Consider the following 20,368-nt stretch of genomic DNA (forward strand, 5'->3'; position numbering starts at 1 on the left):
CTAACTGTCGATGCTTATTCGGTGCCGCCCACCGTCATCGCATCCAGTTTTAAGGTCGGCTGCCCCACCCCAACCGGCACGCTTTGACCGTCTTTGCCGCACACACCGACCCCTTCGTCTAAGGCTAAATCGTTGCCTACCATCGACACTTGGGACATGGCTTGGGGGCCATTACCAATTAACGTGGCTCCTTTTAATGGCACCGTTAATTTGCCGTCCTCAATCAAATAGGCTTCGGAGGCCGAAAACACGAATTTACCCGAGGTAATGTCTACTTGCCCACCAGCAAACTGCGGTGCATAAATACCACGTTTAACCGAGCCAATGATCTCTTCCGGGTCACTCTCGCCCGCCAGCATATAAGTATTGGTCATACGCGGCATGGGTAAATGCGCATAAGATTCACGGCGGCCATTACCGGTTGCCGCCATGCCCATCAAGCGTGCATTCAACTTATCTTGCATATAACCCTTTAGCACACCATTTTCGATCAACACGTTGTAGCCTGCAGCGGTACCCTCATCGTCTATCGATAACGATCCACGTCTGTCGTTGAGCGTGCCATCATCAACAATAGTGCACAGTGATGAAGCCACTTTCTCACCAATCTTGCCAGAATAAGCTGACGATTCCTTGCGGTTAAAATCACCTTCAAGGCCATGACCGACAGCTTCGTGTAACAATACCCCGGGCCAACCAGCGCCTAATACCACAGGCATAGTCCCTGCTGGCGCAGGGCGAGCCTCAAGATTGACTAATGCCATACGTACCGCTTCTTTCACGTAATGCTGCCAACGTGGCTGCTGCTTGCTATCCTGTTGCAAGAAAAACCGATAACCCAAACGAGCACCGCCGCCTGAACTACCGCGCTCACGGCGGCCGTTATGCTCAACCAAGACGCTACAGTTCATTCTTACTAACGGGCGGCTATCGGTCGCTAAGGTGCCATCGCTAGCAGCGACCAAAACGTCGTCGTAACTACCTGATAAACTAACAATGACCTGACTCACCCGAGCATCTAACTGGCGTGCAAATTGGTCAGCATCACGTAATAGTTGAATTTTCTCGGCTTCGGTTAAGGTCTGTAGCGGATCGATTGCGCCATAACGCGCCTCGGCCGTAACCGACTGCAGCACTTTCAACTTACCTTGCTGGCCTTGCTGAGTGATGCCACGAGCCGCCTTTGCCGCAGTCTCCAACGCCGCCAACGAAATTTCATCGGCATAAGCAAAGCCGGTTTTATCACCGTAAACAGCGCGCACGCCTAAGCCGGTTTCAATATGAAAACTGCCGTCTTTAACAATACCATCCTCGAGTACCCAGGATTCGTTACGACTACTTTGTAAATAAATATCAGCAAAGTCGATAGCGCCACTATAAACCTTGGCTAATGATTGCTGCAGTTGTTCGGTACTGAGTTGATGCTGGGTCAAAAGCGATTGCATGACCTGCTGAGAATTACTCATGCTGTTGCGTTACCTTAAAACGATTATGAGAATTAACCGGCATTCGCCGCCGGATACTGGCGAGTTCGTCGCTATCAACCGCGGTGCTGATCACGCCTTCGCCATGCGCTTGTTCTGCCAACACCTGTCCCCAAGGGCTAACGATTAAGCTGTGGCCGTAAGTTTCGCGGCCATTTTCGTGTACACCATACTGCCCCGCCGCAATCACGTAGCACTGCTGTTCAATAGCGCGAGCGCGAGTTAACACGTGCCAATGAGCGGCACCAGTAACGCGCGTGAACGCAGAGGGTAACAAAATAATTTCCGCGCCTCGTTCACGCAGCGCACGAAACAACTCGGGAAAGCGTACATCATAGCATACGGCCATACCCAGCTGACCAAAGGGTGAGTCGACCACCACCAGTTGCTGACCGGGTTCGGTCACCGCAGACTCTAAGTAGCGCTTAGTGTTGTCAGCCACTTCTACATCAAACAGGTGGATTTTATTGTATTGCGCAACCTGCTCGCCAGCGGCATTATACAATAGGCTTGCGGCATAGAACTTATCACCGGTCTTGATCGGTACGGTGCCCGCACAAAGCCAAATATCGAACTCTTGTGCAATCTCGCTAAGTGCTTGTTGGATGGGACCGTCACCGAGCGCCTCGGCGACGGCTAGTTGCTGCTTGTCGCCACCACCAAAGCAACTAAAAGCTTCTGGCAAGACCACCAGTTGTGGCCGCGCTTGCGGCAATTTAGCGCATAGCGTCCTGACCCGTTGTAGATTTTCCTGCGGCTGCACTCGGCTGCTCATTTGCAGCGCCGTTATTTGCGTCATCTGTGTCATCACCAGCCTCCTTGGCTTGTGCTGGAAGTTCCACTTTTTTGCTATCTCGCGCTACTTCCTCAACCACCGGCTTTTCGATGGTTCCGGTCACACGATACTCCAGTTTGGAGATGACCTGCGCATCATGCAAGACTTTATCTAAAAACAGTGCAGCAAGTCCTGACGGCGGATTAACCATCCACGCCACAATAATCGGTAAACTCGAGGTTACCTTGGGAACATAACTCAAGCTGTAGTTCAATTGGTTATTATTGAGGTTGGTCGTACCTTGCACCGACATATCGCCAGCCGCACCTTGCATACGAGTATTATCAGTACTCACCACGCCACCGGCAAAGCTCAAATCACCGCTAAAATCGGTGTAGAACATGCCTTGCGAGAAAATATCGCGGAAATCTAAGGTCAATTTACGCAAAATGCTATCAAGGCTAAGAATAGAGAAAATACGGGCGCCATCATTCACTTCGGCCAAGTAACCATTACCAAACTTAAAGCTGGCGGTTCCCTCCAAGGCTCCTAAACTAACCTGATGCGGTAAGCCAGCCCAATTTAAGTCGAAGCTAATCGTTGCAGGACTGTCGCGCACCACCGAGGTCAAATCATATTCACTGAATAAATCGCCGATATCGGCGCTGTCTAGTTGCCCTTTGAAATAGGTTTGAAAGCCGCCTTCTTCGGTGGCATACCAAAGCCCTTCAGCTTGTAAACTGTCACGGTCTTTTTCGACACTTAACTGCTGGATCCGAACACCCTGTTGAATCGGCGTTAAACGCAGCCGTATCTGTCCTAAATCATGGGCTTGAAAAGCGCATTGCCGACAGAATACTTGTACCGGCGGTAAACGTTTGAAGATGCTAGTGTCGACTTGCTCGGCCTGAGCAGAAAAGCTTTCAGGCCATTCGCTTAAGTTCAAATAATTGGCGTTGATGGTAATGCCATCGGCAAAAAAGTCCGACGCCAAACTGACATCAACGTCCGTTTGTTCGGCGTGCAATTCAATTTGCCAACCGCCATCGCTAGCGGCACTCGGGCTAGCTTGGCTATTATCGCTTTGCTGACGACTGTTGCTGGTTGAGGGGTTTGCCAAGACAGGCCAAGCACGCACATCGACCTTTGTTAACTGTTGCCCCAGCCAACTCAAACGCGGAGTCTGCACATGAATGGCATCGGGTAACAGTAACCACGAGGGCTGTTGCCGCATCGATGCTTTATCGTTTGCTGACGGTTCTCGTTGTGGGGCAATGATATTGTCTAACAATTGATACCAGTCACTGACATCGGCCTGTACCAGACCTGCGGTGACCAAAAATCGCGCGCGACTATCACGGTCTTGGCCTGTTAACGGCACCCCCAAATGTAACCGTCCTTGTGTCATCGCCAGCTTACCCTGCTGCGGCTTCAACTGAGCACTAAAACGCAAGCGGTTGGTAATATCGCTGCGTATATCGACGTGTTCTTCATCCCCCTCTACCGTTAGCCGCAGTTGGTCGCTGTCACCAAACTCTTTGTTTAGCGGCGCCGGCAGAGTCGATTGCAAACCGGTTAAATCGGTTTGCATATCCCAGTTAAAGCGATACCGTGAACTCGTCTGCAACATCAGCTGCAACTCACCGTGCCAGTTAACTGCGCCATAAAGCCATGGCTGCAAGGGTAATTCCGGCACACGTTTATACAAGGGTTCGGTTTGCCAATCAGCATCGCTAACCACACTGACTTGGTATACGTCGTTTTTCGTTAGCGTGTTCTGCTCGGCGGCTGGCTGCGTCGGCTTACCGTTAACCTTGGCTTGAATTGGCATGCCCTGCCAATGTAGAACTAAGTCATCGACAATAAACTGCTCTTGCGCAAAACTTAAGCGCCCGCTGACTTGTTCAAACTGAGTATCTATCGCACTCACGTATAAGCGGTTATCGCGCAGTTGCGCCGATCCGCTGACAGCCACATCAGCCCCTGCTGAAAAAGGAATGTGTAATTTTACCTGACCGCTAACCGGTCCCTCTGGCACCACTTCGTCCAATGCAGCGCCAACGCTATCGGCAAGACTACTTTGCTGCATTAAGTCACGAATAGCGCTAGCTTGCGCTGTGGTTTCAGCAGTGATTTCAACCGCCCCCTGACTATCACCGAGGTCCGCAATAACAGCGCTGGCCTGCCCTACCGGTATGCCGACCAAATCACCGCTATCGGAATAAATACTCAAGCGTTCGTTGTAAAAATCAAGCAAGACCGTGGTGTCGATTAACGCAGGCCAGTCAGGCTGAAATTTGAAGGTCAGATTATCAACGCGTACTTGACCGTTAAAAACGCCTTGATGTTGCGCGTAAGGAAACTCGTCAACCGGCCCACGCCAACTCAAATTAACCGTCTGAATATCACCGGCTTGCAACGACTGGCGCAAATACTGGCGAGTATCCTGCCCCATGATCACCGGCAATAATTGGCGTGCAGTCGCTACACTCAGCGGTCGTTCATTCTGCAGTCGTAATGCCAGTTGCAGCGGTTGCTGTGGTTGTTGCCACAAGCGACCAGCGAACTGCGCTTGAGCATCGGCTATCGCCAGTTCACCGCGAGTCACCCGTAGCAGCCATTGCTCGGCATTCAGTTCCAACTGCCCCGTCAGCGCCAAGCGGTCAACAATCACCGGTACTTCGCTATCTAGGTAACGACTCGTCAGCGCACTATTAGTGGCCTGTAATCGCCAGCTACCGTAGCCCATGCGCAAATCATCGCTAGCAGCGCCCTGCTCCGAATTCGGGTTCTGAAACCAGATCTCACTCTGGAGTTCGTCCGCGCCCGGAATATCGTCAACACTTTGCCAGCCGAGTTGCGTACCACGCAAATACCACAAATCAGCTTGTTGCCGCCGTTGCTGCCAATTCACATCGACCCAGCCCTGCGGTTGCGCCTGCTGCAGCCATTGCTGAACCTGCGCCGCGTTATCGCCAAATAAAGCCGATAGTTGCGCCACCGCACTGACCGGCATGGCTTCGATTTGCAATTGATACAGGCCATGTTGTTGCATCAGTGCCACCGGCGCGAGCTGCCACTGACCTTGCTCGGTTTTAAATTGCAGCGTATCGCTGCCGAGCAACCAGCCATCAGCCGTTGCTTGCAATACTACGTTGGCTGGCGCAAGTTGTAGCCGATGCAAATTGCCTTGGCTACGCCACTGCACATTATTTTGCCCTAACTGCAGCAAACCATGATTTATCTCGCCATTTTCGATGGTCAACCAACCGGTAAAATTGGTTTCGGCATGTTCTACATCAAGCCCTGTCACCACCTCTTCTAACCACGGCGATACATCTAAGTTGTTGGCGCTGGCATAGAGTTGGCCGACGAGTTCATCGGGCTCATTACCCTGTAGCTCAATGTTGAAATCGAAACCGTTGGATGCCAGTTGCTCAATCCGTAATTGACCGACACCTTGGTGGCGCTGTTGTTGATTTAACCACGATAGACGCTCGACCCGAATATCATTACGTTCGCCTAATAAATTAGTGATGCGGATTTCGCTGTTGATGACCGAGAACTGACGTAATTGTTCTAAAAATAGGGTTGCTAAATTATCAACTAACTGGCTTTTCGATGTGCTTTGGTTGGCCGCACGCATGTCGTAGTTAACGGTGACGCCGTCTAAGACGAAACTTGACGCTCTAATCTGCCTACTCAATAGCGACTGCCATACATCTAACACCACCAGCGTCCGTTTGACGTCAACCGCCAACGCCGCGTCCTCTTGCGCACTAAAACGCATGTCGTTCAGTACCAGCGATATGCCCTGCTCGGCCCAGTCCATGCTGACGTGGTCAAAGCTTATATTGTCGCCGTAACGTTGTTGTACCAAGCTCTGCAGTTGTGCGGTTAAATCCGGTAAGTACGGTAAGCTATAGCGCAGTAAACTCAATAACAAAGCCGCTAGCACCAGCAAAATAGCCAGCGCCAACCACATTTTTCTGAGGGTGTATTTTACTGCTGCTGTCAGTGTCACTACATCATTACCACGTCAAATTGTTCTTGGCTGTATAACGGCTCTACTTGTACTTTGACTTGCTTGCCGACAAAGACTTCAAGCTCTGCCAAGGCGTGCGACTCTTCGTTTAGTAGCGCTTCTGCAACAACCGCCGATGCATATACGACAAATTTATCCGCCGCATATGCGCGATTCACTCTGACAATTTCACGCATGATTTCGTAACAAACCGTTTCTACGGTCTTAATGGTTCCTCGCCCCTGACACACCGAACACTCGCCGCAAAGCACATGCTCTAAGCTTTCCCGCGTACGCTTGCGGGTTAGTTCCATCAAACCTAAGGTGGTGAAGCCGTTGACCGAAATTTTTGCCCGGTCGCGAGCTAAAGCTTGCTCAAGGCTTTGCTGCACACGGCGACGATGGTCAGCATTCTGCATATCGATAAAATCAATGATGATAATGCCACCCAAATTGCGTAAGCGCAGTTGGCGGGCTATCGCTTGAGTCGCCTCGGTATTGGTATTAAAAATGGTTTGCTCAAGATTACGATGTCCGACAAAGCCACCAGTGTTGATGTCGATGGTCGTCATCGCCTCGGTTTGGTCGATGATCAGATAGCCGCCAGATTTCAGTTCAACCTTACGGTCGAGCGCACGCTGGATTTCATTTTCGACATCGAATAAGTCAAAAATGGGCCGTTCACCGGCGTAATACTCCAACTTTGAATGCAATTCAGGAATAAACTCGTCGATAAACTCCAGCAGCATTTCATAGGTAACGCGCGAGTCGACTCTAATTCGTTCTATTTCTTCACCAACAAAGTCGCGTAATACACGACAAGCAAGACTTAAGTCTTCATAAATCATACCGACTCGACGTAGACCTTTACGACGCTTCTGGATGGTCGTCCATAGCCGCCGTAGAAACTGCGCATCGTGAATCAACTCCTCGTCGGAAACGCCCTCACCCGCCGTGCGCACGATAAAACCACCGTGCTCATCACAGTATTCAGCAGCAATACGTTTTAATCGTTCTCGTTCTTCTTCGCCCTCAATACGTTGCGACACACCGACATGATGAGATTGCGGCATCAACACTAAATAGCGCGAGGGAATGGTAATATCGGTGGTCAGTCGTGCGCCTTTGGTGCCCAGCGGGTCTTTCACCACCTGCACCAAAATATGCTGCCCAGCTCGTACCAGCTCGGCAATGTCTTTTGCTGGCAACTGTTGATGATCCAATTCTTCGACATTTTCGATGTGGGTAATGATGTCGGACGCGTGTAAGAAAGCCGCTTTTTCTAAACCAATATCGACAAACGCCGCTTGCATACCCGGCAACACCCGTGACACTTTGCCGACATAGATGTTACCCACTAAGCCGCGTTTAGCCTGACGTTCGATATGCACTTCTTGTAAAATGCCATTTTCAATAAGAACAACACGGCTTTCGGTGGGCGTCACATTCATTAAAATTTCAGCGCTCATCGGCACTCCTTATCGCTTGCAGTCATTCGCTGAGCAGACCTGATAGGCATTAACCACCTAGCGTGAGCAAAAGTTGTTCGGTTTCATATAAGGGTAGCCCGACTACCGCAAAATAGCTGCCCGATAATTGCGTCACAAAGCGCCCAGCTCCACCTTGAATGGCGTAGCCTGCGGCTTTGTCTTGTGGCTCACCGCTGGCCCAATAAGCCTCAGCTTGTGCTTCGCTGATGCTGGCAAAGCTGACGTCGGTCACCACCTGTTGCTGTGCGATGGCATTGGCGGTTTGCCCATAAATGGCAGTAACAACTTGATGCGTTCGATCGCTCAGCATCGACATCATGCTCATAAAATGCGCTTTATCGCGCGGCTTTTCGAGCACTTGCTGGTCACAAACGATTATCGTATCGGCGCCCAGCACCAACCCTTGCTGCTGCTCCGCAGCGGTTAACTCCGTCCAGCTGGCTGCCGCTTTTTCTGCTGCCAAACGCTGCACATAAGGCAACGCCGCTTCATGCGGCTGACGTTGCTCGACAATATGACTGGGGCGTTGGTGAAATTGCGGACGCAACAAGCTTAGCAATTGCTGACGACGCGGCGACGCCGAGGCTAAATACAATGTTTTCATGAAACGCCAAATTGTCGTCTGAGTTTACGTAATAATAAAAACAGCCAAGGCCAAATAATAGCCGATGTCAGTGCTGGTAAGAAATAACTCCAGACGAAAGGTGCGTTGTTAATAAAGTGCTCTATTTCGAATACCAGCGCACGTTTTAGCAATACCAGAATCAGTACAATGAGCATTTGCTGCGACAACGAAAAGTTTCTGATCTTCTGAAAGTGGCGTGCCGCAAAATAAACCATAATCGCCATCGCGGCGGCATGAATGCCTAGTGTTGAACCCAATAGAACATCGGCTAATAAGCCAAGTAGCCAAGCGGTACCAATATTAACCCGGTGTGGTAACGCGATTACCCAATACAGCATGACGATGGCTAACCAATCAGGGCGGTAAGCATCAAAACTGCCAGGCATCGGCATGACCATAAAAATCAATGCCAGTAAGTAGGTACACAGCAGCACCCCGACGCCACGCTTAAACCACCTCATTGGCCGCCCTCCTGGTTGGCTGGCGTTGGCGCCGTGGCGGTATCGCCCTCTGCTATTGGCAACAAGGGTAAATCACTACCGTCGTTGGGCTCATAAATAGGTGCTTCGCCAGCGTTCTCTGGCCATAACAGCAATACCGCGCGCACTCGGTCAAGTGCGGCTACCGGTTGCGCATAAACACGCGCAAACGGCAACGACTCATCTCGTAAAATACGCGTTACCGCAGCCACCGGGTAGCCCTCAGGAAAAACTCCGCCCAATCCTGATGAGACTAGCATATCGCCAACCTCAAGATCGGTGCTGTGCGGCACGAACATCAGCTCTAACTGCTGCATATCTCCGATACCCTGCGCCAAAACGCGTAAATCATTACGTTCCGCGCGTAACGGAATGGCATGGCTTTGGTCAGAAATTAAAATGATACGCGAGGTATTGGTACCCACTGACACCACTTGACCGATGATGCCGCGACTATCCAATACCGGCTGCGACTGGTAAACACCATTGAGTGTGCCCTTATTGATTACCAGCTGATGACTAAAGGGATCGGAAGCAACCGCAATCACCTCGGCGACCATGCGCCGACTTTCTTGGCGCGGTTCAGAGTCGAGTAACTCACGTAAGCGGCTATTTTCGTTTTGCAGAAAATGAAAGCGTTGTAAGCGGCCTTGCAGCACCAGCATTTGTTCTCGCAACTCGGCGTTCTCTTGTTGCAAGGCAGTACGGCTTTGTAATGATTCAGCGACGTTATCAAGCAATTGCTCGGGCATGATGGCCAGATATTGAATCGGTGTCACTAACGAATTCAAGAATAGACGCGCCGGTTGCAGTGCATTTAAGCGGTGGTCAATAAAAGCGAGAAGAAAGGAACAGGCCAGTGCGAGCACTAGCCTGATACGTAATGATGGGCCACGACCAAACAGTGAATTCATGCCGTTTGTAAAATTACCTGAAAATCATTAACCATCGCTTGCCCATTATCGTTTGCGGTGAACTTGTTGAGCTACCCGAACGCTTTATTCGTAGCTAAAAAGGTCACCACCGTGCATATCGATCATTTCCAGTGCCTTACCACCACCACGAGCAACGCAGGTCAGTGGATCGTCGGCGATAATGACTGGGATACCGGTTTCTTCCATCAATAATCGATCTAAATCTTTCAACAACGCGCCACCACCGGTTAACACCATACCGCGTTCGGAGATGTCCGACGCCAGTTCTGGCGGTGACTGTTCTAGCGCCACCATAACCGCGCTGACGATGCCCATCAGCGGCTCTTGCAGGGCTTCTAAAATCTCGTTGCTGTTGAGCGTAAATGAGCGCGGCACCCCTTCAGCCAAATTACGACCACGCACTTCAATTTCTTTCACTTCGTCGCCCGGGAAAGCCGAACCTATTTCATGTTTAATACGCTCGGCAGTGGCTTCACCAATCAACGCACCAAAGTTACGGCGAATATAATTAATGATGGCTTCGTCAAACTTATCGCCACCAATACGTACCGATGACGAGTACACCACGCCGTTCAATGAAATAATGGCAACCTCTGTGGTACCGCCACCGATATCGACCACCATGGAGCCGGTTGCTTCAGAAACCGGTAGCCCAGCACCAATGGCCGCCGCCATCGGTTCATCAATCAAATGCACTTCGCGCGCACCAGCACCTAGCGCCGATTCACGGATGGCACGTCGCTCAACCTGAGTCGAGCCACAAGGCACACAAACTAACACACGCGGACTAGGGCGAAAGTAATGGCTATCATGCACTTGCTTAATAAAGTGCTGTAACATTTTTTCGGTCACATAAAAGTCGGCGATAACACCGTCTTTCATCGGACGGATAGCCTTAATGTTACCTGGTGTACGGCCTAACATTTGCTTGGCTGCGGTACCCACCGCGGCCACGCTTTTGGGTCCACCTGAGCGCTCCTGACGAATCGCCACCACTGAAGGCTCATTCAATACAATGCCTTCATCCTTCACATAAATCAGGGTGTTAGCTGTTCCTAAATCGATAGACAGGTCGTTTGAAAACAGACCGCGGAGCTTTTTAAACATGGGCAGGTAGATCCTACTGTAATAATTCTTAGAAAACCGTGTAACTTTACCAATCTACTGCGCTAGCGGCAAGCTAGGCAGCGCCGATACTGCCGCCTTTTACAAAAAAGGCTGTGAACTCTGTCACAGCCTTATTAACCGTGCGCACCTGACGCGTGAGACTTATTGAGCTCGAATCACGCGGAAACCTACGTAGTTAGAGCGAAAATCTTTAGGAAGTTCCATGCGCGTTGACACGCGCGCTAAACTCGGTGCGAAATTCCAGGCACCACCACGTACTACAGCAGCGTCACGCTCACTATCGGTGGTCCACTCCCAAGCGTTACCGACGGTATCAAATAAGCCCCATGGGTTACGTTTGAAAGCGCCTACCGGAGCGGTCGAGCGACCAGACCAAGCACTACCACAAGCGCGACAGTTAGCTTTGTCGATACCGACGTTATCACCCCACCAAAAATCGCTTTCGGTACCTGCTCGAGCGGCATATTCCCACTGTACTTCGGTCGGTAAACGGTATTTATAACCACTAGTCTCGGTCAACCAGGTCACATAAGCTTGTGCGTCAGCATAACTGACACAGACCACCGGTGCGTTATCGGCTTGGGTAAAACCCGGCTCGCGCCAGTTAAGCTTGGCCTTAAAAATCGGTTCACCGCCCTCAAATACGGCACAACCGTTGCCCTTTTCGGCGTCAGTCACGTAAGCGGTCTGATTGACAAACTGTCGAAAAGCATCGACGGTGATTTCGGTGTCGCTAATACCGAACGATGCATCGATGCTGCGCGTTTCGGCAGGGCGTTCGTTAGGCAGGCCATTACCGGTTAAATCGCCCATCTTAAATTTGCCCGACGGCACAACGACTAATTCAGGACCACGTACATCGCGAAATAAAATATCTTGAATCTTCTCGCCCTTGGTAAACGAATAAGACGAACGGCTTAGTTCAGCGCGTACCGATGTGGCGTCTTTCAATAGTAATTGGTCGACATAGCTCTCATAGCCAAACTTGCCGATTTCTACTTCGTGTTCGCCAGCTGGTAACATCACTTCTAACGGCGTCGAGCCATAGCTAACGCCGTCGATGAAGACTTCGTCGTCGTATACGTTAGAACGCACCGTCAGACGATGCATAACCGACGAATCTATCGGTTGGTTCTGGTCACCAGTGGCTTCAGCCTTTCCCAGCGAGCCCTCAGCACAGTAGCGCAAATCAACGTCTAATAAGCTACAAGCTTGAGTTTCTTGTAACTGACCACGCAGCTCAACCGCCAATTTTACGCCATAGTTACCTTGCCCACTAAAACCGTTACTGACCACTTTTGAGCCCAAGATTTGCACATTCGGACTGGCTTTTTCTTGGTTCTTACGAGCGACTTCGGCTTCGGAGAGGCTGTCAAACAGCTGGTTTAGATAATCTTTTGAGGCTTTTTGTTTAGCCAATAGTTTGCCACGCGTTTCACACTGGCTAAGTGTTTCCTGACGGTCACAAACAATAGACTGGCTAACTTCTAAGGTACCAGTCTGGTTAAATTCATCACGTAAGCGATCGATACGAGCGGTGGTACGCTTTTCTTTAAGGATCTCAATTTCGTTGATTAAGCTGTGCTTACTTAGTCGTACACGCTCAACCTCGGCTTTCTTGGCGTTAACCAATTGCACCTGAGTTTTAATATCTTCTTTATTTTGCTGGTGCGCGGCAACCGCTTGTTGATAGCTTTGTTGAGCAGAGCTGATATCTACGCTCGGGTCTTCAATCAGCAATTGATACCGGTTGTTCATTTCTTCAAGCGCCGCTTTACGCGCTGCTTCTAGTTCATCACTACGTTTACGTAACGACTGCAACTGCTCACGCAACTGCTGTTCTTCTCGTACTAAACTATCGACATTATCCGAAAAGTTCTCATACTGAGACTGTAAAGTACTGATTTGATTCGAGATTTCTTCAACGGTGGGTTCAGCAGCTAAAGCTGCATTCGCCATCGTCAAAGTCGTGGTCACGAGCAGTGCCAGTCGAGCCAATCGCATCATTGTTCCATTCCAAGCTTGAAAATAACCGGGCGTGCTCTATTTCTGATGAACGGCTACGCCTTCGTTATTGTAATAAAACAAACGTTCGTCAACGTTATGTGTGTTCGTCAAATCGCTATGAGATCCAACGACAATTGCTACAAAAATACAGCTTTATGCTATTTGCTTGCCGACAAAAGCGCAAGCTAGTTTCGACCTAAATTGTATTTTTACCTTACCAACCCACTTCGCGCCAGTAAATTAAACGGTCATTACCCCGGTATTGGCCAAAGATCACAGACGCTCGAGGCGGCTGATTATTATCGCCGTAACCCGCTTCGTCATTAAACCAACCAAACCTTAAATAATCCGGCACCGCGTATTCGAACTCGAATTCACCGGCGCGATTATCGTGCGGCCACTGTAACCGGTTAAAGGGTAGCTGGCCGTTTGCTAACGCTAGTGGACTATCGCCAACTGGTGTTTGAAATAAGCCATCGGCATCGGTTACGGCGCTAAAGTTAGCAGCCGTTAAAGTACTGCAACTATCATCTTGATTTAAAACAAAACGCTCACCGTTCCAATATTCGACGAAGGCCTCGACACCGATGTTTTCAATATCTGAACCATTGACATCAGGTAGCACTAAGCGACCGTAGCGTTGTTTAAATGTGTTCCCGATAGCCGCACAGCGCGCGCCATTACATGCCGCCGGTACGCTAAGCCCAGTTGCCATTAAGTGGCTATAATTGCCGTCATTGTCTTCGGCATACCAACCCAATTGAAAATTATCGTAGGGACCATCGGCTTGTGCTGCGCGCGCCAACGTTGCATTCACGCTGAACTGACCGACACCCTCAGACCAGCTAATCGGCACCGCGGCGCTAGGACTAATACGGCTGCTCAAGTTACTGCTGCCGGCTTCGGCGACCAAGAGCGCTTTCGCCTTAGCTAGCCCGGCCTGATAATTGCGCGTCACATTACCGTAACGGTTCTCGGCTCTAACGGCATCAACAACACCACTAAAAGCTTGTCCCATATAGGTAAAATCACCGACTGCGCAAGCAGGCGTGACACTGGCTGAGGCTTGCTTAAAGTGATACGGCACAAAGCGCCCCACCACCGCACTCATTTGGTTAAGCGAACCCGCAGCAAGATAATCGTTGCTGTTGCCGCCGTTAGCAAACTGAATGGTAAATTGCGCATGGCCTACCTCGCTATACTCAAGAGCGTTAGCAGTAAACTGCGCCGCGCCGGTTTTGCTAAAGCTAATGCCCGCCAAGTCACCATCAAAACTTTCGACAGCATCGGCGGTGCTTGCCAGCGTCAGCCGATGAGGCTGTGCTTCATTGCCAAAGTTGGGGGTGATATTGCCTTGTGCATTAAGGGCTTCCAGTACCCCACTAAAATCTTCACCGGCGCGGGCAATAATGCCATTGCTATAGCTGTGATTTGCGTTAGCGGTTAAACGCGCCGAGGCTGGGCGCACCACAAAACGCTCCGAGCTACCGGTTAAGACTGCACCATTTGGTAATTGCTTGCGTGCATGCAGGCTAATTGCGCCAGCATCACCGTAATTCACATCCAAGCTGGTACGCGACTGGTTGTCAAAGGTGACCGCGATGTTTTGATAGTTAGGTAAGGCTGGAATACGCTGATAACTGCTCTGGCCAACGCCTTTAGCGGTTAATTCGGCCCAGGCATAGCTATTCAGATTACTGCAACTACCCGGATCATCGCAGCGCATACTTAAATCAAGGTTATTGTTGCCGGTTAAAAACGCTTGGCAGGCACCGGTTTGAGTATTGCGCCGCACCGCCTGTATTTGCGTCTGGAATGGTAGACCCGATACCTGTGTCGCTATCGGTGTAAACACAAAACCGGCGTCGGCAAAGGTGATATCGCAACTGGTCGGGGTATTGCTTCCATTGGCGTAACATTGCGTGGTGGTGATCGCGGTCGGCGACGACTGCGCCGTATTCACGCCTAAGGTCAAGGTCGCGGCGCTAGTTTGTGCTAATTCAACGCTGCCGCTACCGCCATTAAATACCAGTGGATTAGCCGTCCAACTGGCACCGCTCGGCGTTAACGTAACGCTACTAGCGCCGCTGTAGGTTTGGTCACAACTGGGACTGGTACAGGCATCGACGCTAATGGTCGCGGGCGTACAGGTGAGCGCGTCGCTGTTAAAACGCAGTCGATAATGGTCAACCACAGTGCCATCATAAGGGAAGGATTCCGCCGCGCAGACACGAATGTTATCGATATCATGAATATTGCTATTGTCGCCGGTGCTGCCGGTAAAGCTTAATAAAAAGTTGTCCGGGACGGTCGGTTGCTGACCGTTGTAATCGAACACATTAAAAGGTGCAATGATGGTTTCGAAGCCGTTGCCGGTATTGCGTTCAACACTGACAATGGTTTGATTGCTGATGCGCGAATCGACGGTTACTCGATAGCGATGGCCCGGCGCCGGGTTACTGCTATTACGCGTATCAATGGCCGGACTTAAACTATTGGTACCACGCAAATAGCGATAGCCGCTTTGCCCCGAACCTGCGCCACGAATCGCCACAGCGTCGGCGCGGAAGCCTGGCTCAGGGCCAGCTTGCGGACCAATACGGCCCTCGGTCGAATTAGAAAAATTACCAAACTCGTCAAAGCCAATACCTAACCAACCACCAGCAAAACCATTATCGCCATTATTGCGTTGTGCGTAGCCTAGCGAACCACCGTAACTGCCCGGCATTGGCACCACATTGGCGTCGGAAAGCACTAACGCAATACCATCGGCACCGGAACCACCGTTTGGCGACCAACCAAAGTAATCAAACTCAATCTGAATCAAATTGTTAGCGGCAGGGAATACCTGTTTTAACATAGCTAGAGTCGCCTGCCGCGGGCTATCTTGCGTTAAACGTAAGCGGTCTCCCACCAGCTGCGGTGTAAAACCTCCCGAACTGCTGTTAACTTGCCACTCGTTATTAAAACTATTGGTATCGTTAAACATGTCGGTAAAACACTGGTTAGCGCCGTTGTAGCAGAAACTACCACCATCTAAATTAACCAATTGCGACAAGCGGTCGTTAACGTTCAAGTTAGCGCTACCACAAAACAATCCCGAGCACGCGGCATTGGCTTGCCCCGCTAAACTCAGAGCACCGTTAATGGTGGCATTGGCAGCACTAAAAAAACCATTGTTAATGGTGATATTGCCGCCCACCGCAACAAAGCCATTAATGGTCACACCATCATTGATGATTAAGTTACCGGTCACCACCAGCAACAAGTTGCTACTCGGGCCATTGGAGTTCAGGGTAATATTATTATCGATGGTTAAGTCACCGTTAAAAAATAGCCGGGTGCTAGCGCCAGAGGTTTGTTTACTGCCTGAGCCGATGGTCTGCGTGCCGTTATAACGATAATCGGTAGCTTGCATCGTATTCGGTAACGGATTTGGCGCCAAGCCGGTAGCCGGTAGCAACTCATTAAGCGGCTTTGGAAAACCAAAACCACTTTGCACGCGACTTGGCCAGATGTCGACACAAGCCTGCGGGGTAGGCTCGGGTTCGGCTACACATTCACTCACTTGCTGATAGAGCGTCTGCACTTCGCTCGCACTCATTGCACGACCGGCCAGATAGAGTTCATCCAAGTTGCCGTTAATACCGTTACTGCCAAATGCCTGCGAGCCAACCGCCAAAGGCCCGGATACAGAGTTCAGCGTATTGTCGCTAAAATAACTATTGCTACTCACCTGATTGCCATCGACATACAAGCGCAAACGATTATTGGCACTATCGAAAACACCCACCAAGTGGTGCCACTGTCCATCGAATACACTGCTGCCGGACACCGAAACTGCGCGTACGCTGCCAAAGCGAGTGCGAATTTCAAAATATAAACGGCCATCGGCGGTACGGCGGTAAAACTCAAAACGACCGTTACTGCCTTGGGTTGGGCCGGAACCATAAATCACTAACGTTTGATAACTTTCATTACTCTGCTGGCTAGCTTGCGCCTTGACCCAAACGCCGACCGATACCGAGCTGGCGTTATTGATAGCGCTGTTGTTCGCAACTTCAAAACGATTACTGCCATTGAACACACCGTAACGACAGGTACCCGGGTTGCCAACTCGAGCCGGCGCCGTAATGGCGGTATTAGCAGCGCCGATAGCGCGGCCATGAAAAGCATTGCTGCTACTGTCGATGACTTCATTATTGGCACCACTCCAAGCTAACTGATTCATTCGCCAATAACCCAACGCACTGGCGCCAAATACGCAAGGCCCGATGTTTTCGTTGTAGTCGCAGGTCTGTCCCTGAATACCACCGCTACCATCGTTAATAATCGGCGAATTGACGTAGCCAGTAATGGTGCCGTAATTGTCCACCCGTCCGGTCGCGTTGACGTTGCCATCGACTTTCGCGCGCTCACGAATGAGCACATTACCACTCTCTAAACTGCCGGTTATTTGCGAGTCTCGCCCAATATCAATGTCGCTAGCTTTAATGTTGGCTTTGATAATGGCGCGCTCGTTCATGTAAACACGATCGGTTACGGTAATATTGTTGCCGGTGACTTGCGCATCGTAGCCCAATGTTAAGCTGCGCGCGTTGATGTTGCCGTCGACCCGAACACGGTCGAACGCGGTAAAGCCGTTGCTTACCGCTACATTACCGGTAATGCGCACGTCGTAATAAGATTGCAATGTGCCAGCGCTTAAACTACCGCTGTGGATAAACCGGTCATTCAGCGTTGCCGTGCCACCGACGGTTAGGTTGCCCGCTAGGCTATTATCACGGCCAAAATTAGCGTTGCCGCTGACTCGCATGGTTAGGTTCGCAGGGTTGCCGCCACTATTAATATAAACGCGGTCACGACTGGTAAAGTTACCGTTAATGACCCAGGTAGTGGCGCTATTGATATTAACCCGGTCATTAAAATTCAGCGTCAAACTGGTACAAGTCACGGTGCTGCCACTGCGTATGCAACCAAAGGGTAACGCACCATTTGGTAACGAATAAGTTGCCGCCTCAGCGGCAACGCTCAGCAACAGCAGTAGACTGGCGAGCAATAGACGCATCATGGTTGCAACACCCTAGCTTCGGTGACTAAACGGCGCTGAGTTTGGACCTCATCAGCTTGGCAAGTAGCTGTCGCCTGTAATTGAAAAATGACATCGTCGGTCGCCGTCAATGTACTATCGGCCATATTGCTATCACGACAAATAACACTGACCTGACAACCGGCAAAAGCGTCGTTAGCAGCGTTTAGCGCAGGCTCGGCGGTGACCGCAGAACAGCTCGGCGCAACACTGCTATTTAACGGAAAGAGCTCGGTTAAACCATGCTGCAATCCACTTTGTGCGGCAAAAAATGTTCGCGTCCCTAACACTTCATAAACCACGCTTTGGCTATTGCCACCCAACACCCGTGCTAAAGCCGCCACTAAGGCACCGATAACCACGATGACAAAAATCGCCACCACCAACGCGCTACCACGTTGTCGCGATTGCTGCTGACCTGTTGCGAGTGAGTTAGGGGACATTGGCAATATGCACCTCACGACTAAAATACATCGACTCACCCGCCTGATTGGTAAACGTCAAATAAATCAGCACCACGTTGTTACGGGTTAACACATTTTCATCGTTAAACCGAAAGGCCGCTTGCGAGGCAGTATTGGTGACTTGTTGCGCCATTAATTGTGGCGTCGCTAAGCCGCTTAAGGCGGTAAAATTTTGCGGCGTGGTTAGCCAACCATAATCACTAAAGCGATAAACCTGACCTTGGTTAACACAGTAACTCACTGGCGGCGCCGCGACATAAATACGCTGGCGCGGCGAGGAGCGGGCAAAGTTAACATCGTCGGTCAGGGTCATTTCACGCACACCCTGCGGTTCTCCAACCGGCATTTGTTCACTAAAGCCAGTAGCAAGTTGAATGGCTCGATCTTGCTCCAGATCGTAGAGGTAACCGGCTTGAGTGGCATTGATGACAACACGGTCACCGACACTGGCGGTTAATAGATTACCGTCAATATCACGGTCCAAACTGACCAACACCAACTTATCGCCAGTGCTCTGAATGGGCGCTTGAAAGTAGGTGCCGGCATAGCGCATGGGCGAAAATTCTAAACAGTTCGCGGCAATGCGAATACTGTTAGGCACACTATTACGCAGTTCTCGTGTTAAGCGCTCCATGACAAAGCGGCTTTGGTTGAGTAAACGCAAACGGTCATTGGCATCGACGTAGGCTTGCGTACCGATACCGACAAAACGAAACGACGCTGTCGCCACAATCCCCAACAGGATGATCACCAAAATCAATTCAATCAGGGTGAACCCGCGCTGACGGCTTGTGTCTGTTAACCCAGTCATCACCAGTTACCTCGATAACTGGCAAAACGGATAATCTCATTTGTCGGCGTGGTTACCGCGATTTGGATTAACTTTGAGCGATTACTTTGTGTTTCGGCAACGCTGACATTGACGCAAAAACCGCTAAAGTCGCTGGCTAACGAGTTGCCTAAAATATCGGCAATGGCGGCGTCGCAAGCCTGCAAACCGTGGTAGTCGTCGACATCATTATAATCAGCACGGCTCTCGCCAGCTTCTGGTCCCATGCTGGCACTGCAACTGGGCGCCGTGTTTTCGCCGCAGCGCAATTGACCGCCACTGCGATCGGAGTTTTCATCATAGCTGCGTGCCATGATGTCGTTCATTAAGCTCTGTCCTAATTCTGCCGCCCGCACCTGTTGCCACGGGTCAACACTTTGCCGAAACAACGGCATCATGCCAGCCGTGACCACGGTACCGATGATCGCCATAACGACGATGCCGACGATGATTTCGATGAGCGTGAAGCCGCGCGCTAACATGAGTGAATATACCCTTCAGCCTCGACGCACAGGTTATAACTGCTAGCCCCATCGAGCGGACTAATAGCCAACCGGCAGCCATTACTGCAGCTATCCTGAGGACGTCCTAACGGATCAAATCGAAAAGCGGCGGGTAGCGCCAACGCCGCTCCGCCGTTTAATGGTGTTAACTGCCATTGACTCTGGTTGTCAATAACCACGTGATTGACGCTGTCGTTAGCTGGATTGGTAAGTACCGGCGCGCTGCAATTACCTTGGTTAGCACCAAGCGCTGTGGCCGTTATCACCACTTGCACACAATTGGGGGTTTGCTGCATGGCGACTAATTGCTGTTGCCGTAAAATGGTCAACGCTTGTTCGCGCAGGGTTAACTGGTCGACGTTGCGATCACTGACTAACAGCGGTGCCGCACCGACGGCCAAAATGCCCAAAATGACGATGATCAGCAATAGCTCAACCAAGGTGAAGCCGGTTACTTTAACGCCGCTTGGGATAAATTTGCAGTAGCGGAAGAAGTCATACGGTTTGATTTGTCGCATCACTCCCTCCAACTTGAA

Annotated in this window: 14 protein-coding genes; all 14 read right to left on the minus strand. The window is 50.7% G+C overall.

The genetic code is table 11. The features are described from left to right. Nucleotides 1–14 precede the first annotated feature (14 nt). On the minus strand, nucleotides 15–1,466 hold the full coding sequence (gene tldD / locus A10D4_RS03495) for a metalloprotease TldD (RefSeq protein ID WP_008487775.1): 1,452 nt from the start codon (nucleotides 1,464–1,466) through the stop codon (nucleotides 15–17). Continuing rightward, on the minus strand, nucleotides 1,459–2,283 hold the full coding sequence (locus tag A10D4_RS03500; protein ID WP_040502364.1) for a carbon-nitrogen hydrolase family protein: 825 nt from the start codon (nucleotides 2,281–2,283) through the stop codon (nucleotides 1,459–1,461). The genes tldD and A10D4_RS03500 overlap by 8 nt, the downstream gene beginning before the upstream one ends. Further along, nucleotides 2,201–6,283, minus strand: a complete 4,083-nt coding sequence (locus A10D4_RS03505) for a YhdP family protein (RefSeq protein ID WP_156812072.1) — start codon at nucleotides 6,281–6,283, stop codon at nucleotides 2,201–2,203. Before A10D4_RS03505 ends, A10D4_RS03500 begins: the two co-directional genes overlap by 83 nt. Continuing rightward, nucleotides 6,283–7,752 (minus strand): ribonuclease G, encoded by a 1,470-nt coding sequence (gene rng, locus A10D4_RS03510; protein WP_008487779.1) that lies wholly within the window; start codon nucleotides 7,750–7,752, stop codon nucleotides 6,283–6,285. The genes A10D4_RS03505 and rng overlap by 1 nt, the downstream gene beginning before the upstream one ends. A gap of 49 nt (nucleotides 7,753–7,801) precedes the next feature. Then, nucleotides 7,802–8,377 (minus strand): Maf family protein, encoded by a 576-nt coding sequence (locus tag A10D4_RS03515; RefSeq protein WP_008487781.1) that lies wholly within the window; start codon nucleotides 8,375–8,377, stop codon nucleotides 7,802–7,804. After that, entirely contained in the window at nucleotides 8,374–8,859 is a 486-nt protein-coding gene (gene mreD / locus A10D4_RS03520; RefSeq protein ID WP_008487782.1) for a rod shape-determining protein MreD, read from the minus strand. Before mreD ends, A10D4_RS03515 begins: the two co-directional genes overlap by 4 nt. Then, entirely contained in the window at nucleotides 8,856–9,791 is a 936-nt protein-coding gene (mreC, locus tag A10D4_RS03525; RefSeq protein ID WP_008487783.1) for a rod shape-determining protein MreC, read from the minus strand. The genes mreD and mreC overlap by 4 nt, the downstream gene beginning before the upstream one ends. A gap of 84 nt (nucleotides 9,792–9,875) precedes the next feature. Further along, on the minus strand, nucleotides 9,876–10,919 hold the full coding sequence (locus A10D4_RS03530) for a rod shape-determining protein (protein ID WP_008487784.1): 1,044 nt from the start codon (nucleotides 10,917–10,919) through the stop codon (nucleotides 9,876–9,878). A 162-nt stretch (nucleotides 10,920–11,081) separates the two neighbouring features. Then, nucleotides 11,082–12,899 (minus strand): SUMF1/EgtB/PvdO family nonheme iron enzyme, encoded by a 1,818-nt coding sequence (locus tag A10D4_RS03535; RefSeq protein WP_237738522.1) that lies wholly within the window; start codon nucleotides 12,897–12,899, stop codon nucleotides 11,082–11,084. Between the two features lie 262 nt (nucleotides 12,900–13,161). Then, nucleotides 13,162–18,018: a DUF6701 domain-containing protein gene (locus A10D4_RS03540; RefSeq protein WP_008487786.1), complete on the minus strand. Its 4,857-nt coding sequence runs from the start codon at nucleotides 18,016–18,018 to the stop codon at nucleotides 13,162–13,164. Beyond that, nucleotides 18,015–18,479 carry a hypothetical protein gene (locus tag A10D4_RS03545; protein WP_008487787.1) on the minus strand — a complete coding sequence of 155 codons (465 nt, stop codon included), beginning with the start codon at nucleotides 18,477–18,479 and terminating at the stop codon, nucleotides 18,015–18,017. Before A10D4_RS03545 ends, A10D4_RS03540 begins: the two co-directional genes overlap by 4 nt. Further along, nucleotides 18,469–19,311, minus strand: coding sequence for a prepilin-type N-terminal cleavage/methylation domain-containing protein (locus A10D4_RS03550; RefSeq protein ID WP_008487788.1), 843 nt, complete (start codon nucleotides 19,309–19,311; stop codon nucleotides 18,469–18,471). Before A10D4_RS03550 ends, A10D4_RS03545 begins: the two co-directional genes overlap by 11 nt. After that, on the minus strand, nucleotides 19,311–19,811 hold the full coding sequence (locus tag A10D4_RS03555) for a type IV pilus modification PilV family protein (protein ID WP_008487790.1): 501 nt from the start codon (nucleotides 19,809–19,811) through the stop codon (nucleotides 19,311–19,313). The genes A10D4_RS03550 and A10D4_RS03555 overlap by 1 nt, the downstream gene beginning before the upstream one ends. Further along, on the minus strand, nucleotides 19,805–20,350 hold the full coding sequence (locus tag A10D4_RS14450) for a prepilin-type N-terminal cleavage/methylation domain-containing protein (protein ID WP_008487791.1): 546 nt from the start codon (nucleotides 20,348–20,350) through the stop codon (nucleotides 19,805–19,807). Before A10D4_RS14450 ends, A10D4_RS03555 begins: the two co-directional genes overlap by 7 nt. Nucleotides 20,351–20,368 lie beyond the last annotated feature (18 nt).

It is taken from the genome of Idiomarina xiamenensis 10-D-4, assembly GCF_000299895.1.
Classification (GTDB): domain Bacteria; phylum Pseudomonadota; class Gammaproteobacteria; order Enterobacterales; family Alteromonadaceae; genus Idiomarina; species Idiomarina xiamenensis.